This window comes from bacterium, assembly GCA_019695335.1.
Taxonomy (GTDB): Bacteria; CLD3; CLD3; order SB21; family SB21; genus JABWBZ01.
This window is the reverse complement of the sequence record JAIBAF010000075.1, coordinates 1-16,894: the sequence shown is the minus strand read 5'-3', so window position 1 is coordinate 16,894 and position 16,894 is coordinate 1. Positions and strand designations below refer to the sequence as shown.

Sequence of the window (16,894 nt, the reverse complement as noted above, 5' to 3'; positions counted from 1 at the left end):
CTATCGATTCTGGTAAGATTTACTGAATTAAAAATGACTACGGTGAGCGTGCACGGTACTTGAGTATTATTGGTTAAAACCGTTCTCAGTGTACCTGAAATGATCGTGGCTGACACGAAATTGTTGTAAGTAACGCTGTTACTTGTATTATTGATAGTAAAAGTAGGAATGGTTGCATTCGTATTGTGCAGTGCATCGACGCCGCCCGGTGCTAATCTTCCGAGGGAATATGACGTCGTCACCGAATCTTTAAATTTCAAATCGTTGTTCACATAACCTTGGGCCGAATCAACAGTCGGATCCGACTGAAGGTCGTCGCCTATTTGAACCGATTCGTCATCCGTAATCACAAACAACACAGAATCGTTTTGAATTTCAAGGCGCACGGAATCTTTTCCGTTTTCGATATCTTCTTTTAAATCGGCAACGGTGTAAGCGTCTTTACTAAGCGGAATTTTGAGAACGGTGGAAAAAGACGGGGCTTTGGGATATTCGCAGGATACCAACACTGAAATAATAAACGTCGCTATTGCCGACAACAGGAATCGGTTACGCATAGTTTTAAATTTTCGAAACCTTGATGAAATTTTAAACAGAGTAGGATCAGTAATAGAAAGAACATAACTAAAAAGCTTCGGCAGAGCAATAGCAAATTTTGGTAAAAAAAACAGACAGTGAGATCGAATCTCATACGGGACGTTTGCGGGATTTCATTTCATCGAGCACTTCCACAAATGCCGTTACAACAACGGGATTAAAATTAGTTCCGGAACAGCGCTGAAATTCCGTTTTAGCTTCATCGATCGAATATAATTTATTATATCCTCGATTCGTTGTCATGGCATCGTAACTGTCAGCCACCGTTACGATGGACGCCAGAAAATCAATTTGTTCTCCATGTAAACCTTGCGGATAGCCTTTTCCGTCCCAACGCTCATGATGTTGATAAACAATATTAACGACATCTCCGAGAAAAGTAATCGGCTTAAGAATTTTGTAACCGATTTCAGGATGCCGGCGCATTTCTTCCCATTGTGCATCCGTGAGATCGGCGTCACTTTTGAGGCTGGATATCTCGATTACTAATTTACCGATATCATGCAATAACGCACCTTGAGAAAGATGTTCCATCTGCGACAAGGGTAATCCCAGCTTTTCTCCGATTTTCAGACTGTAGGAACGCACGCGAGCCGAGTGTCCGGCCGTGTAAGAATGCTTCTCTTCAACCGCACGCAAAAATGACGTAATGATCCCCATATACGCATCCTGCATTTCCTTCGATTGCTGTTCGATCAATTTATTTTTGGCTTCAAGTTCCTCGATGTGCCGTTGTAAATTCATCACCAGTTTTTCATTGTATTCTTTATACAATTTTTTCTCACTGCGCGCATCGACGGTCTCGCGGCTGCCGGAAATAAAATCTTCAATCTGGGATGGAAGTAAATCGATATCCAGCGGTTTTTTGATATAACCGTCACAGCCGGCAATCAACGAACGCTCGCGATCGCCTTCCATGGCATTGGCGGTCACGGCGATCACCGGAATGTGCGCGCAACGTTCGAGGCTTTTGATCCGCGTCGTCGCCGCGTGCCCGTCCAGCAACGGCAAATTGATGTCCATCAAAATAAGGTCGGGAATTTTTTCTTCGGCCAATTTGACTCCGGTAATGCCGTCGCTTGCTTCGATCACGGTATAGCCGCGAGGTTCCAAAATGCGACGGACGAGGAGCCGATTCATTTCATTGTCCTCGACATATAACACGGTTTTCTTGTGTTCGGTCATACATTTAATCCGGTTTGTTTTAACGGAATGATCATCGTAAAAACCGAACCTTTACCGACCTTGCTTTCGACCTGTAATTGGCCATGGTGCATGTCGACAAATTTTCGCGCAATACTCAGACCCAGCCCGGTTCCGCCGGCACGACGCGTGCTCGAACCGTCCACCTGCCTGAACCGCTCAAAAATTGTATTCAATTCGTCTTTTTCGATACCGATACCCGTATCCTTGACGCTGACCTGAAGATGATTTTTTACTACGCCGGCCTGAATGGTAATCGAACCTTCTTCGGTAAACTTGGCGGCATTTGAAACCAAATTAAAAACAATCTGGCGAATTTTGGTAGCGTCAGCCTGAATAGTCGGAATCGTTCCGAGAATTCGACTTTCGATTTTAACTTTTTTTCCGGTCACAAGCGTCTCGCTTGCTTTCACGATTTCATCCATGATCGGCACAACTTCAAACGTACTCAGATTCAATTCCATTTTGCCGGCCTCGATCTTGGACAGGTCAAGAATGCTGTTGATGATCTCCAATAAATGTCTTCCGCTGTTGTAGATGGCCGTCAAATCGATTTTTTGAGTATCATTAATGGTGCCGTCGATTCCGCTCATGAGAACTTTTGAAAATCCTATGATTGAATTCAACGGTGTACGCAGTTCATGACTGACATTAGCAATAAATTCCGATTTCAACCGATCGGCTTCTTGCGCCTTTTTGATCGCTTCCCGAAGCGCTTGATTGCTCTTGCGCAATTCTTCCGTTCGGTCAGTAACTTTTATTTCAAGTTCTTTATTCGTTTTTTCCAGTTCCGTTGTCAGCACCTGCAATTGCAAATACGCACTTCCCAATTGCTCCGTCATGAGTTTTTGTTGGGCGAAAAATTCTTTTTCCTTCTCCGAATCAAGCTCAATCGGACGTTTGGTAAATTTGACTAAATCGCTGAGCAATTTATCTTCCGATATCGCATTATCAAAATCGGATGTAATTTCACGATCCTGCAACGTTTGCAATTGCCGCAATCGGTCGCCCAACTGCGCTACTTCCGATTCAAATTCCTTCAGGCTGTCGTTGCGGCGCTTGACCATTCCCAACGTGTAATAAATAGTCTCTTTGATTTTGGCAACGGGATCAACTGTAGCCATTTGAAAGACCTGACAGTCGAAACACGATGCGATCCCAAGGTGGGTCCTGCACCCGCACGTTTCTCCCGCAACGTACCAGCATCGGGGATTGAGCGCCTGAAATGATGAACACGTGTGATCGGGACATTCCCGGACGTTGTAACAACGATGAATAACATCCTGCGGACGGCTTTCCAATGATCGCTGCGATTCGACCAACAGCACCATCTCGGACATTTGATCGCTGAGAATTTGTAAGGCGGTTATATTAGAATTGTCGGGTTGATACGTCGATTCGACTGTAGGGGCAATTACCGGAATAACTTCGGGATCATTTTTCTTCTTAAGCGATTTTTTGAATTCGGTTTCCTGGTTGACGTCATCCACCAAAGACAGTTTATCCATAAAACTGTCGACGGAAAAATCGCTTTGCGGTTTTTTCTTCGGTCGTTGCGATTTTTTCTCGACCAAGTCGTATTCGATAATCTCGACCGCCTGATGGGAAACATTCGTTTCCGATTCATCTTTCATGTATCGCTCCGCATTTAAGCAATCACAACGTCCAACACTGCCGGCAAAACTTTAATATAAATATGACGCGCGTTCATCGTCACCACTTCGCCGTCGGCATGGATCGGTAACCCGTCCTCCGATTCGATGGTCAGTTCATGGGTTTTATACATATGCACGGAATCCATTCCTACATGTGATCCGTTCATGGTCTTTGGAAGATTCGTCAAAATTTCCAACTTATTCATCGATTTAATGACACACACGTCGAGCATTCCGTCGTTGATTTTGGCCTCTGGAGTAATGTAAAATCCTCCGCCGGAACACGCGCCGTTACCGGTATTCACCAGTAAAATCCGTTCCTCATGAAAAACACCGTTATTCGAATAACGTATCAAAGGATGTTTATATGCGAAAATCGATTTTAACGTCGCCGCTAAATACATCGCAAAACCGCGAATGTATTTGATTTTCAGGCTTTCATTATTGACGTAGGCATCGAATCCGATGCCGATATTATTGCTGAAAAAACGGACATGATCATTGTCTACGACAATTTCACCGACGTCCATCCGCATAAGCTTACTGGCCAGTAAAATTTCCGTAGCGGCATCCGGATCGGAGGGAATGCCGATCATTTTGACAAAGTCATTGCCGGAACCGACCGGAACTATTCCCAGCGCTCCGATGGCTTCACCATGACCGTCGCCAAGTTTAGCCTGCAGTAACCCGTTCACTACCTCATGCGTCGTTCCGTCGCCGCCGACGGCAATGATGAGTTCATAATCACGGGCATATTGCCTCGCGATCAGCGTAGCATCGCCGGGTTGTTTAGTATGAAGAAAATCGCAGGTGATCGACCGGTCTGATAGTGCCTTTTGAATGTGCGGAATTAGTTGAGTAGCGCTGCCGCGGTTCGACGCGGGGTTGACAATGAATAGCCATTGGTGGGAATGCATGCTCGCCCTTATTTTTCAATGAGCGCAATGCAATCAATCTCGACAAGCACGTCTTTGGGCAAACGCGCTGCTTCGACGGTCGAACGCGCAGGAGAATTACCGGAAAGATACTTTGCATATTCTTCATTCATTGCCGCAAAATCATTCATACTTTTCAGAAACACCGTCGTTTTAACAACGTTCTCCAACGACGTTCCGGCCGCTTCGAGAATCGCTTTGATATTTTCGAACACGCGGCGCGTCTGGACACGGACGTCGCCGTCAATGAGCTGATTCGTTGTAGGATCGATGGCAATTTGTCCTGAAGTAAACACCAGCTTGCTTGCCGGAATCACCACCGATTGATTATAGGGGCCGATGGGCGCAGGTGCATTGGGAGTATTGACAATAGTTTTAGGCATGACAATTCCAGTTAAAATTAATCAAGGATTTCAACACCGGTTGCAATCATCGAATACGCTTTCTGCGAACCTTTGATTTTTTCAATTTCGTCTTTCGATTTCCCGGCGTCTTCGGCATAGTGACGAGCTTCCGATTCGGAAATTTCTTTCAGCATGATTTTGCCTTGCGCACGAACCGTTTTATTTTTGGAATCCGTTGGAACAAAGAAACTGTAACCTTCAAATGTCACGCGAATTTCTTTTTCTCCGTCCTGCAGCACAAGCCAACAACCTTTCTTAGCGCATACATCGTGAATTTTTCCTTGCACTAAAACTTCTTTTTCTGAGCCTGCTTTAGCGATGGCTTCATCCAGCGTCACTGACGCTTTGAGTTGAACCCCTTTTCCATACGACTTGCTTTCCTGCGCCGTCAATGCAACGGATACGCAAAAAACCAATCCGATCACCATGTTCATCCGCATCATAATTTCCATCCCGTTTAATGAATATCTTTGAATTTAGCATCTTGAATATCTTCGACTTTGTACGAAGCATTTTTCACTTCTTTGTTGCTGTCGAAACCGCTTCCATGACGTTGAGGCGACCCAAAAAAATAGCGTTTTAAAATACGAAAAACAGCCACCAACATCAGAGCAAGAACAATATAACGTAAAATACCGAACATCCTGAATCCTTTGTGTTAAAACTGCTCCAGAAAACGCAAATCGTTTTCTGAAAACAAACGTAAATCGTTGACATTATACATAAACATGGCTATCCGCTCGATGCCCATTCCAAACGCATAGCCCGAATAACGATTTTTTTCATATTTGGCATAGTCGAACAAAATCGGATTGACCATTCCCGATCCCATGATTTCGATCCAACCGGAATTTTTGCACGTCCGGCAACCTTTTCCATGACAGAAAATGCAGCTTATATCAACTTCCGCGCTCGGCTCGGTGAATGAAAAATACGATGGACGGAAACGGGTACCGATGTCACTGCCGAACATTTTGTGTACAAATGCGGCAATGGTCGCTTTAAAATCGGCAAACGTCACTCCTTCGTCAACTACCAAGCCTTCAACTTGATGGAAAAACGGCATGTGTGTGGCGTCCGGCGTGTCTTTACGGTATACGCGGCCGGGACAAATCATCCGAATCGGTGGTTTTTTTCTCTGCATCGTACGCGCCTGAACCGGCGTCGTATGAGTGCGTAATACGACATTATCGCTGATAAAAAACGTATCCTGCATGTCTCGCGCCGGATGATCTTTCGGAATATTCACGGCTTCGAAATTATAATAATCCGTTTCAACTTCCGGACCATCTTCGACGGTAAATCCCATCCCGGCAAAAACAGATTTGATCTCTTCAAGTGTTTGCGTAATCGGATGAAGATGTCCGTAAAACCGGCGTCGTTCCGGCAGTGTCAGATCAATGTCCGGCGTTGAACTGTCACGCTGCGACAATTCATCGCGAATCGAGGCCAGCCGGTCTTCCACAAGTGTTTTGACTTCGTTGAGAATTTTACCGTACTGAGGTTTCTGATCTTTTGGAATTTCTTTAAGCCGTGTAGTCGCTTGCGTGATCACGCCATTGCGCCCGATATATTTGGCGTGCAGGTGATCGAGCGTTACACGATCAAGGGTTTTGCCATCGGCGTCCGAAAGAAAATCGGATTTAATTTTTTCTAATTCGTCGATCATCGGTTGGTCTTAACTTTTCAAAATGATTGACTGAAATATACTAATAAAAAAGAGCCATAAGCAATGATTAAAAAATTGCAGAATGGCTCCTTTTTAAGAAATTCTACGGAAAGATATAAACGATTACCCGTTGATAGCTTGTTTGGCAACCTCGATCAATTTGGCAAATCCCGCCGCATCGTTCATGGCCATATCGGACAAAACTTTGCGGTTGATGTTGATATTGCTTTTTTTCAACGCGCTGATAAACCGGGAATAGCTCAGGCCGTGTTCCCGAACGGCGGCGTTGATGCGGATGATCCACAATGAACGCATGTTACGCTTATTCACTTTGCGGTCGCGTGTGGCATAGGTCATGCCTTTTTCGACTGTCTCAACGACGTTGCGCAATACATTGCGGCGATTGCCAAAGTTGCCTTTGGCGGCATTCATCAATTTTTTGCGGCGTGCGCGCGACGCGGGGTTATTAGTTGCTCTCGGCATAGGATTCTCCCACTTAACGTGATTCTTTTTGGTTAATTATACTCTTTTGATGATTATTTCAAACCCAACATCTTCTTGACGTGACCTTCATCCGACGTATGCACGAGATGTTTGCCGCCGAGGTCGCGTTTACGACGATTGGATTTGCTACTCAAAAGGTGCCGTGCGGTAGATTTCTTACGCATCAATTTGCCTGAGCCCGTAACTTGAAATCGTTTTTTTGCACCGCTATTGGTCTTCTTTTTAGGCATGATATCCTCCGGTTATATGTTAATGAATATTTTTCGACGTCTTGTTTTGTAACTTCATTTATTTTTTTACAAAGATCATCACCATGTTACGGCCTTCGAATTTCATCTCGCCGTCCAATTTCCCGACTTTTTCCAGATCACTTACCAAACGTTCGGCCAATTCAGCGCCGAGTTCTTTATTGGCAATTTCACGACCTTTATATACAATAACCGCTTTGACTTTATATCCTTCTTCAAGAAAATTCAAAGCGTGTTTCATTTTGAACTGGTAATCATGTTCATCGGTGGACGGGCGAAAACGCAACTCCTTCAATTCGCCGACGTGCGTGTGCTTTTTACGGGCGTCTTTTTCTTTTTTCTGTAATTCGTAGCGATATTTACCGTGATCGATAATCTTGCAAACGGGCGGTTCGGCATTGGGCACAATTTCCAATAAATCCAGGTTCTCTTCCCTTGCCATTTTCAACGCCTCAAATGTATCGATGACGCCGATTTGTTCGCCTTTTGAACTGATCAAACGTACCTTCGGCACGCGAATCTGTTCATTCATGCGGATCTGTAATTCTTTTGCGATGTTAACCTCCTTCGATGAACGAATTAATTGCTTGGATCAACGGTCTCGTCAATCTTGCGATTTGCTATCTATTTTTTCACGAATATCGTTGATAAAATTTTCCAAAGTTACGGCGCCCTGGTCGCCTTTGCCATGCCGCCTGACGGCAACTTTATTCTCCGCTACTTCCTTATCGCCAATGACAAGGATGTAAGGAATTTTTTTCATTTCAGCTTCACGGATTTTATAACCGATCTTTTCATTACGCGCGTCGATCGTAGCCCGAATTTTTTCAGATTCGAATTGTTCTTTCAGTTGCTCGCTGTACGCCGCATGGGAATCGGATATAGGAAGAATAGCCACTTGTACCGGCGCCAGCCAAACCGGAAAATTACCGGCATACTGCTCGATCAAAATTCCAATGAAACGTTCAAGTGAACCGAACGGCGCACGGTGAATCATGATCGGGCGATGTTTTTGTCCGTCAGCGCCCGTATATTCGATTTTAAAACGTTCCGGTAAGACGTAATCTAATTGCACCGTCCCCAATTGCCATGTCCGGCCGAGAACATCTTTGATCATGAAATCGATTTTGGGGCCGTAAAATGCCGCTTCGCCAATGCCGATAAAATAATTCAGTTTCATGGCATCGGCTGCTTCCTGAATATCCTGTTGCGCTTTCTCCCACAGAGCAATTTCACCGCCGTATTTTTCGTTGTGGTCGTCGCGAAATGATAAGCGGGTTCTGAAATCTTTGAATCCCAGCGTTTCAAAAACAAATTGAATTAATCCGATCACACGGCACATTTCTTCCTTCACCTGATCCGGCCGCACAAATAAATGGGAATCATCGACGGTAAAACCGCGAACGCGCGTCAGGCCGGTCAATTCGCCCGATTGTTCATACCGATACACCGTGCCGAATTCAGCAAGCCGAATTGGCAGGTCGCGATAACTTCTAGGTTTGGACGCATAAATTTGAATGTGATGCGGACAATTCATCGGCTTCAGAAGGAATTGTTCACCGTCTTCGAGCGTAATCGGCGCAAATTGGGAATCTTTGTAATAAGGATAATGGCCGGAAGTTTTGTAGAGATCAATATTGCCGATGTGTGGAGTGACTACAGGTTGATATCCCTGTTTTTTTTGTTCCTCACGTAAAAAATCAACCAGCGTTTCGCGAAGAATCGTACCATTCGGCAGCCATAGTGGCAAACCGCCGCCTACCTTGGAAGTAATATAAAAAAGTTCTAATTCCTGCCCTAATTTACGGTGATCGCGGCGCTTGGCTTCTTCAAGCATCGCGAGATATTCATCCAACTGCTTCTTCGATGGAAAACTGATGGCGCGCAAACGCTGCAATTGAATATTATTTTCATCGCCTTTGTAGAAAGCGCCGGCGACCGACATGACCTTGAAAGCTTTGATCAAACCGGTATGCGGAATATGCGGGCCACGGCACAAATCGGTAAATTCACCCTGAGTATAGGAACTGATCGTCTGACCATCCGGAATGTTTTGAATGATATCGAGCTTGAAATCCTGACCGATAGATTTGAAAAATTCCATTGCTTCACTACGGGATAATTCCTTACGCGAATACGATAGTTTTTCTTTTGAAATTTTTTCCATTTCCGCTTCGATCTTCGGAAAATCTTCCTGGCTGATCGTGTGCGGCAAAAGAATATCGTAAAAAAATCCCGCTTCAGTCGGAGGACCGTCTTCGAATTTCGCTTCAGGCCAGAGTCTTTTGACGGCTTGCGCCATCACGTGCGCCGACGAATGCCAGAATACCTGCATGCCTTCCGGGGTATCCATGGTCAATAATTTAATCGACGCGTCTTCATTAATAGGTGTAGTTAGGTCGACCTGTTTGCCGTTGACATCGGCGACAACGCATTTTTCGGCCAAACCACGGCTAATACTTTGAGCGATGGAAAGCGGCGTTATACCTTTTTCGAACGTTTTTACAGACTGATCGGGAAACCGGATATTGATCTGCGACAAAAGAGATTCCTTAAACTAAGTTACCTAATTAATTGTTGACCTGAAGTTTAAGTAGCTTCTTCAGGTTAATTAAGGTTTGCGGCAAATCCGCAATTTTTACCCATAATTTTTGCAATGGGCTGATATTTTAGCTGAATTAGTCCTAAAAGTCAATAAAGAAGTTATGAATTTTCGTTGGTCAACTTCTTCATTTTTTTCGGTTTGGAACTTGCCGGAATCAAAATAATCCGACAACACGGCCGCGTTCGTCGACATCGATCAATTCCGACGACGGCACGCTCGGCAATCCCGGCATGGTCATCATTTCTCCGGCAATGGCATATAAAAATCCTGCGCCCGCCGAAAAACGAATATCGTCAATTGGAACTGTAAAATCTTTCGGTCGTCCTTTGAGCGCCGGATCGTGTGAGAGTGATAAATGCGTTTTGGCGATACAAACCGGAATATGTTCCATGCCTTCATCTTTGGCTATTTTAATTTTAAGTTTGGCCAATTTCGACAATTTAATATCTTTGCCGCCGTAGATGTTTTGCACAACGGTCGCTAATTTGCTCTCGATCGAATCGTTGACGTCGTAGGTAAAACGGATCGACGAAGGTTTCTGACAGGCCGCTACAACGGCTTCGGCCAATTCAGTACCGCCGACTCCTCCTTTGCCCCAGACGTCGATCGGGATGACCGCTTCAGCGCCGGTTTTGGTGGCAATTTCCCGGATGGCTCTAATCTCATTTTCCGTATCACTGGTAAATTTATTAATCGCCACGACAACCGGCACGCCAAATCCGAGAATATTCTCGATGTGTTTCTGAAGATTTTCACAACCTTTGGCGACGGCATCGACGTTTTCTTTTTCCAAAAGCGCCTTATCGATTTTTTTACCGGGAACGGCATCAAATCCTCCGCCATGCATTTTGAGGGCCTTGACGGTTGCGACGACCACGCCCGCCGAGGGACGTAATCCGCTTTGGCGGCATTTGATATTGATCAATTTTTCTGCGCCGCAATCCGCACCGAACCCGCATTCCGTCACGACGTAATCGGCCAATTTCAAAGCGATTTTATCGGCAATCACGGAATTATTGCCGGTCGCGATATTGGCAAACGGTCCGGTATGCATGATACAAGGTACGCCTTCGATTGTCTGAACCAAGTTCGGTTTGATCGCATCTTTCAGAAGCGCCAGCAACGCGCCGACTACTTTCAACGAAGCGGCCCTGATGCCTTTTTTCTCATGCGTCGCCCCGACAAAAATCCTTTCAAGACGCTGCCGCAGATCATTAAAATTTTCCGCCAAAGCCAAAATGGCCATAATCTCACTTGCAGCCGTGATATCGAAACTGCTTTGACGCGGCACACCGTTATTATGGCCGCCAAGACCGACCACGATCTGCCGGAGCGCGCGATCATTCATATCGATCACGCGATTCCAAAATACATTATTGACGTCAAATCCCAGCGGATTGCCTTTATGTAAATGGTTATCAATGATGGCCGCCATAAGATTGTGAGCAGCGGTGATCGCATGAAAATCGCCGGTGAAATGTAAATTAATATCCTCCATCGGAAGTACTTGTGAATAGCCGCCACCGGTAGCGCCGCCTTTGATGCCAAAGACCGGGCCCATCGAAGGTTCGCGCAGTGTGGAAATCACTTTCTTTCCGATCTTGCCCAGTGCCTGCGACAGGCCGATATTTACAACCGTTTTGCCTTCGCCGAGCGGCGTCGGCGTAATGGCCGTAACAAAAATATATTTTCCATCGGGATGACTTTTTATACGTTCCGCTACATCGAGTTTAATTTTGGCTTTATAATCGCCATACAACTCAATATCATTGCGATTCAATCCGATTTTTTCAGCAATCTGAACGATCGGATGCATGGTTACCGACTGAGCTATTTCAATATCACTTTTCATGGTATTTCCTTGATCTCGTGAATTCATGCGTTACCATGTAAAAATAACACGTTTCGTCCTTCGGCAGTATGATATTGATCATGCGGTTATCTGTGATCATGAGCGTTAATAAAATCCAGAACCAATTGCATGAACACAGCCTTGGAATCGAAGTGAATCCAGTGGTTCGCACCTTGGATCATTTCAAGGCGACTTTGAGGAAAATATTGTGTAATCAAATGGCGTTCTTTGGAAAGGTCGTAGCCGGACAATTCGCCGCCGATAAAAAGCGTCGGGCCGTCATAACGCTCATTCGCATCGACGCGAAAACGGGCAATCTCGTTTTCGGCAAAATCCGTCAGTGCAGGAACATTGACGCGCCAGGACAACTGATTCTCATGACGCACGAGATTGGTCATTAAAAAATGGCGTACGGCGGGATTCGGCACCCATTCGGATAACGCGGCATCGACGTCTTTTTTTTCTGTAAATTTCGTAAGATCGATATCATGAAGCGCGTTAAAAATTTTAGTCAGGCCCCGGTCGTACGAGCGCGGCGCTATATCCTCGATGATCAATCCGCGCAAAGTTTCACCGTGACGAAAAGCATATTTCATAGCCGTTTGCCCGCCCATGGAGTGTCCAAGCAAATAAAAATGCTCATGAATGTGCTCATCGATAAACAGTTCTAGATCATCGCACATCGCATCAAACGTATGAACCGGATGATGCGGCGATGCACCATGATTGCGCAAGTCAAGTGCGTAAATATGTATTTCTCGGCTCATTTCACGGGCAAGGCTATGCCAATTTCTTTCCGATCCCAGGAGTCCGTGGAGAATAACAAGCGTTTTATCTCCTTGTCCATATTCAACAAAATGAAGTTTCATAGTTCAGAAATGATTTTTATTTAATTTTGGATTAAATTATTATAATTGACAAAGTTTTCTAATTGAATTATCAATTCCCATTCCTTTAAAGTTGACGAAATTAATTTAACATTTACCATTTATCAATACATTTCTATGCCGACGATCCCGCACGTTATTATCATTCACGGACTTGCCGATGTTTCTAAATCATGGAACCGTCTAAAACCGCTTTTATCTCGTCATGATTTCATCCCCCATTTTTTTGAATATCCAACTTTTAAAAATGATTTGGACATTCCGCGCATTGTAAAACGCCTGCGCGATTTTATTGCCAATCATATCGGATCGCATCCGTTTCAAATCATAGCCCATTCGCAAGGCGGGTTGGTCTCGGAATGGTACGATGCATTTGAAAACACAGGATCGTTGAAACGCATCGTGACGATCGGAACGCCTTTTCACGGAAATATGATTCCGGCATTGGCGCCGCGTACAATCATCCGGCATTTGCCATTCTCGCGTCAACAGGTCAAAGGGCTTGGATGCTACAGTAGCATCATTCTGAAATTGATGCAGCATAGAAGCAAATCGGCTACTGAATACATCTCATTTATCGGGTTGACCGGCAAAACACTCAACATCGAAGGCGACCGGCTGGTATCGTCCTGTGAAGCCAACCGCAATGCGATCATCTATCGTTCTGGTAAATTATTACCAATATCAAAAGCCGCTACTCTGATTTACATGAAAAAGTCACATTGGCCGTTAAGCTATATTCGTACGATTAACAAGCCGGGTGACGAATTTGCGAGGCGGCTGCTTCTGGCGCTCGACAGCCGTCCTCAACCACCAACCATTCTTTTTCCAAATCAAAGTGCGCTCGTCATCGGTGAAAATCATTTCGATTCTTTAACCGGACATGACAAAGCGATTCTGAATAAACGAACATGGGAAAAAAATTTCAGATTACTGTATTTCAATTCAAATGAAATGGAAATAAAAATAGCCGGACAGAAAATTGAAATTCTACCCGGCTGGTTTACATACTATGTGTAATTCAATATCAATACAAAAACATCGGTTTATTCATCACGTTGAAAACTTTTGGACGATAATTCTCCGTGTCATACAATTCTTTCACGTCGACTGTCCTCTTACCTTGAATGATCGTTTCTGCCGGAACGACCGTATAACGTCCTTCGTGCAACGCCGTCATCATACCTGAACGCTTTTTCAACAACAGGTCGATCGCCAGCCCTGCGAAACTCATCGCAACCATCCGATCAAGAGCATCCGGCTCACCGCTTCGCATCAAGTATGCCAGCGACTGATAAATCATATGCGTTCCGGTGATTTTTTTGATTGCATCAGCCGTAATTTCTCCGATCCCTCCGAGCTTCTTGTGGCCGTAAGCGTCTTCCTGTCCGTATTCGACAATTTTACCACCAACCATTGTGGCGCCTTCCGAAATAGTCATAATGGCATAATTGCTCGGATTACTGCGTTTATCTTCCATAAGAAAATTGGCGAGTTTTTCCGGATCGAACGGCACTTCAGAAATGATCGAACGATCGGCACTGGCCAGGTGAGCTGAAATCAGAGATGTTTCGCCTGAATTGCGTCCGAATAATTCTACAACCGCTATACGTTCGTGTGAACCTGCCGATGTGCGCAGCATATTAATAAAATGCACCGAACGCGTTACAGCCGTCGAAAATCCAATGCAATAATCGGTTCCGAAGACGTCATTGTCCATCGTTTTAGGGATGGCAACAACGGGAAATCTCTCATTATGTAGACGAACGGTATAGCTGAGCGTATCGTCGCCGCCGATGGTCACGAGTGCGTCAATTTTCAGATGCGCCAGTACTTTCAAAACGTGCGGTGTAAAATCTACTTTCGATTTAGGATCGAGCTTATCATGTTCGGGTTTATGCAAAAACGCCGGAATATCGCTGACACTGACTTTACCGGGATTCGTGCGTGACGTATGCAGCATCGTGCCTCCGCTGCGATCAATTGTCCGCGTATTGATTTTATTCAACGGCATAAGATATTGGGACGAGCCTTCAGGATCGTCCGGATTGTATTTCAATAGCCCGGCCCAGCCGCTGCGAATACCGATCACTTCAAGCCCGGCATTGATCGCATCGTACACGACCGCTTTGATGCAAGGATTAAGACCGGGTACATCGCCGCCTCCGGTAAGAATGCCTATCCGTTTCATAGTCTATCCTCTCATTTTTAAATAACAGTCATTCTGGCGTTGAATTTACACAAACAAAACTTTTGCGCCAACAAAAATCATAACTTGCAAAATGATCAGAATTCCTGTAATATTTTGCACCTTGCAACACACTACCATGAGGTACCTGTCATGCCTATCATGAAAAACTTACTCCTGTGGTGCTCACGCAATCAATGGATGAGCCACCGTTTCCCAAGATTCAAATTCGTTCAACGCGCTGTCAAACGTTTCATGCCCGGCGAAGATTTAAGTTCGGCTCTTGCTGTAAGCCGCTCATTTCAATCGCGCGGAATCAGTACGGTTCTCACCTGCCTTGGCGAAAATATTAATGATCTGAGCGAGGCGGAAAAAGTCAGAGATCATTATTTAGCCGTTCTGGATCAAATTGCCGAAACAAAATTACCTACCGAAATTTCAGTTAAATTGACACAACTCGGGTTCGATATCGATTTGGAAAAAACCAAAACGTATTTCAGGCAAATTGCAAAAAAAGCCGTCGAACAAAATAATTTCGTCTGGATCGATATTGAAAGCAGCGGGTATGTCGACGCCACGATTGCTTTTTTTAAGACCATGTACGCTGAGTTTTCCAACGTTGGTTTATGCTTACAAGCCTATTTGTATCGAACGGAAAAAGACTGGAATGAACTAAAAAATTCTCCCGGTATCCGATTAGTCAAAGGCGCCTACAGAGAATCTGCCGCGGTAGCTTTTCCGGCTAAAAAAGATGTTGATACTAATTATTTAAAATTAGCCTTACAAATGATCGAAACGGCTCAAAACGGTAAGTTTCGCCCCGGTATTGCTACGCATGATATGAAAATCGTCAATGCCATTAAGCAAACGGTCGCTGAAAAGAAATGGAATCCGGCTACGATTGAATTTCAGATGTTATACGGTATTAACGAAGATGGCCAGACGATATTGACTCGCGAAGGATACAAAATGCGCGTATTGATCAGCTATGGATCTGCATGGTTCCCGTGGTACATGCGGCGCTTGGCTGAACGCCCTGCCAACGTATGGTTCGTGATTAAAAGCATCTTCAGATGAACTTATTACCGTAATCACTTTGTTACCAATAATCTGTTATGACAACGAAAGGAAAGCATGGAGCTAAAAGGAATACTTCCTCCTGTCCCAACGCCGTTCATTAATGGCGATCTTGTCTTAAGAAAATTGACTGATAATCTAACTAAGTGGAATTCGTTCGATCTGGCCGGTTATCTCATACTTGGATCGAACGGCGAAGCCGTCATGCTGAATGATAATGAAAAGTTTCAGGTTCTTGAAACAGCACGCACCGCTATTCCTAAAAATAAAATCATGATGGCCGGCGCCAATGCCGATTCGACAAAAGAAACCATTACTTTTATTAATAAAGCCGGTGAAATAGGCGCCGATTGCGCGCTGGTCATTACGCCGTTTTACTACAAAGAATCAATGACACAAGAGATCTTGTATCAGCATTTCCGAAGAGTGGCCGACGGCGTAAAAATTCCGATTTTACTGTATAACGTCCCACAATTTACCGGCGTCAATCTTGCAGCGGAAACTGTCGCACGATTATCCGACCACCCTAATATTGTGGGTTTGAAAGACAGTTCGGGCAATATGGGGCTTTTTGCTGACCATGTTGCACTTGTACCAAAAAGTTTTGCTTGTTTTGTCGGGAATGCGCCGACACTTTTGACCGCTCTCACACTGGGCGCTGCTGGAGGTATTCTTGCCGTGGCTAATGTCTTACCTGAAGAATGCATTCAAATAACAAAAATGTTTGGACAAAATCGAATGGATGAAGCGCGACAACTTCAATTTGATATTAATCCGATTGCACGCGCAGTGACATCAAAGTACGGCATCGGCGGGCTGAAAGCGGCTTTAGATTTGATTGGATTTTTTGGCGGCGACCCACGGTCGCCTTTGATGTATCCGGATGAGAAGATTATTGATGATATCAGAGTAATGATGAGAAAATAAACTTATAAAATTAGGCCTATACATCCTTCCAATTATCGTGCCTTTTGATCCGCGTAATTTGCATTTCACTGATTTTGAATTTTTTGGCAATTTTTTTCTGTTTAATGCCTTCACTCAGCAATTTACGGATCGAACGAACATCC

19 protein-coding genes are annotated in these 16,894 nt (G+C 44.6%); 3 read left to right on the top strand and 16 right to left on the bottom strand.

Annotated elements, in window-relative coordinates; all coding sequences use genetic code 11:
* The 14 genes from K1X84_14775 to K1X84_14710 all read right to left on the bottom strand — a co-directional run.
* On the bottom strand, positions 1–557 hold a 557-nt coding region (locus K1X84_14775; protein ID MBX7152891.1), incomplete at its 3' end, for a hypothetical protein.
* A 130-nt stretch (positions 558–687) separates the two neighbouring features.
* Positions 688–1,782: a response regulator gene (locus K1X84_14770; protein ID MBX7152890.1), complete on the bottom strand. Its 1,095-nt coding sequence runs from the start codon at positions 1,780–1,782 to the stop codon at positions 688–690.
* Positions 1,779–3,434: a hypothetical protein gene (locus K1X84_14765; GenBank protein ID MBX7152889.1), complete on the bottom strand. Its 1,656-nt coding sequence runs from the start codon at positions 3,432–3,434 to the stop codon at positions 1,779–1,781. Before K1X84_14765 ends, K1X84_14770 begins: the two co-directional genes overlap by 4 nt.
* Positions 3,435–3,448: 14 nt before the next feature.
* Positions 3,449–4,372: a diacylglycerol kinase family lipid kinase gene (locus tag K1X84_14760; protein ID MBX7152888.1), complete on the bottom strand. Its 924-nt coding sequence runs from the start codon at positions 4,370–4,372 to the stop codon at positions 3,449–3,451.
* Positions 4,373–4,380: 8 nt separating this feature from the next.
* Complete coding sequence (locus K1X84_14755) at positions 4,381–4,773, bottom strand: RidA family protein (GenBank protein MBX7152887.1); 393 nt, start codon at positions 4,771–4,773, stop codon at positions 4,381–4,383.
* Between the two features lie 17 nt (positions 4,774–4,790).
* A complete protein-coding gene (locus K1X84_14750; protein MBX7152886.1) occupies positions 4,791–5,237 on the bottom strand; it encodes a DUF4920 domain-containing protein in 447 nt (148 codons plus the stop codon).
* Positions 5,238–5,251: 14 nt separating this feature from the next.
* Positions 5,252–5,437, bottom strand: coding sequence for a hypothetical protein (locus K1X84_14745; protein ID MBX7152885.1), 186 nt, complete (start codon positions 5,435–5,437; stop codon positions 5,252–5,254).
* Positions 5,438–5,452: 15 nt separating this feature from the next.
* Positions 5,453–6,463 carry a phenylalanine--tRNA ligase subunit alpha gene (pheS, locus tag K1X84_14740; protein MBX7152884.1) on the bottom strand — a complete coding sequence of 337 codons (1,011 nt, stop codon included), beginning with the start codon at positions 6,461–6,463 and terminating at the stop codon, positions 5,453–5,455.
* Positions 6,464–6,586: 123 nt separating this feature from the next.
* Positions 6,587–6,946, bottom strand: a complete 360-nt coding sequence (rplT, locus tag K1X84_14735) for a 50S ribosomal protein L20 (protein MBX7152883.1) — start codon at positions 6,944–6,946, stop codon at positions 6,587–6,589.
* A gap of 53 nt (positions 6,947–6,999) precedes the next feature.
* On the bottom strand, positions 7,000–7,197 hold the full coding sequence (gene rpmI, locus K1X84_14730) for a 50S ribosomal protein L35 (protein MBX7152882.1): 198 nt from the start codon (positions 7,195–7,197) through the stop codon (positions 7,000–7,002).
* A gap of 58 nt (positions 7,198–7,255) precedes the next feature.
* The gene (gene infC, locus K1X84_14725) at positions 7,256–7,747 is read right to left on the bottom strand and encodes a translation initiation factor IF-3 (GenBank protein ID MBX7152881.1); all 492 of its coding nucleotides are present in this window, start codon (positions 7,745–7,747) and stop codon (positions 7,256–7,258) included.
* 72 nt (positions 7,748–7,819) lie between these two features.
* Positions 7,820–9,757, bottom strand: a complete 1,938-nt coding sequence (thrS, locus tag K1X84_14720) for a threonine--tRNA ligase (GenBank protein MBX7152880.1) — start codon at positions 9,755–9,757, stop codon at positions 7,820–7,822.
* A 217-nt stretch (positions 9,758–9,974) separates the two neighbouring features.
* Complete coding sequence (locus K1X84_14715; GenBank protein ID MBX7152879.1) at positions 9,975–11,699, bottom strand: formate--tetrahydrofolate ligase; 1,725 nt, start codon at positions 11,697–11,699, stop codon at positions 9,975–9,977.
* A gap of 59 nt (positions 11,700–11,758) precedes the next feature.
* A complete protein-coding gene (locus K1X84_14710) occupies positions 11,759–12,541 on the bottom strand; it encodes an alpha/beta fold hydrolase (protein MBX7152878.1) in 783 nt (260 codons plus the stop codon).
* A gap of 135 nt (positions 12,542–12,676) precedes the next feature.
* On the opposite strand from K1X84_14710, the gene K1X84_14705 reads away from it, so the two are divergent.
* Positions 12,677–13,579 (top strand): hypothetical protein, encoded by a 903-nt coding sequence (locus tag K1X84_14705; GenBank protein MBX7152877.1) that lies wholly within the window; start codon positions 12,677–12,679, stop codon positions 13,577–13,579.
* Between the two features lie 7 nt (positions 13,580–13,586).
* Here the strand turns inward: K1X84_14705 and K1X84_14700 are convergent, their stop codons facing one another.
* Positions 13,587–14,750 carry a 6-phosphofructokinase gene (locus K1X84_14700; protein ID MBX7152876.1) on the bottom strand — a complete coding sequence of 388 codons (1,164 nt, stop codon included), beginning with the start codon at positions 14,748–14,750 and terminating at the stop codon, positions 13,587–13,589.
* Between the two features lie 150 nt (positions 14,751–14,900).
* On the opposite strand from K1X84_14700, the gene K1X84_14695 reads away from it, so the two are divergent.
* A complete protein-coding gene (locus tag K1X84_14695; GenBank protein MBX7152875.1) occupies positions 14,901–15,824 on the top strand; it encodes a proline dehydrogenase family protein in 924 nt (307 codons plus the stop codon).
* Positions 15,825–15,881: 57 nt separating this feature from the next.
* Positions 15,882–16,751, top strand: a complete 870-nt coding sequence (locus K1X84_14690) for a dihydrodipicolinate synthase family protein (protein MBX7152874.1) — start codon at positions 15,882–15,884, stop codon at positions 16,749–16,751.
* A 16-nt stretch (positions 16,752–16,767) separates the two neighbouring features.
* On the opposite strand, the gene K1X84_14685 is transcribed toward K1X84_14690, so the two are convergent.
* On the bottom strand, positions 16,768–16,894 hold a 127-nt coding region (locus K1X84_14685; protein ID MBX7152873.1), incomplete at its 5' end, for a helix-turn-helix domain-containing protein.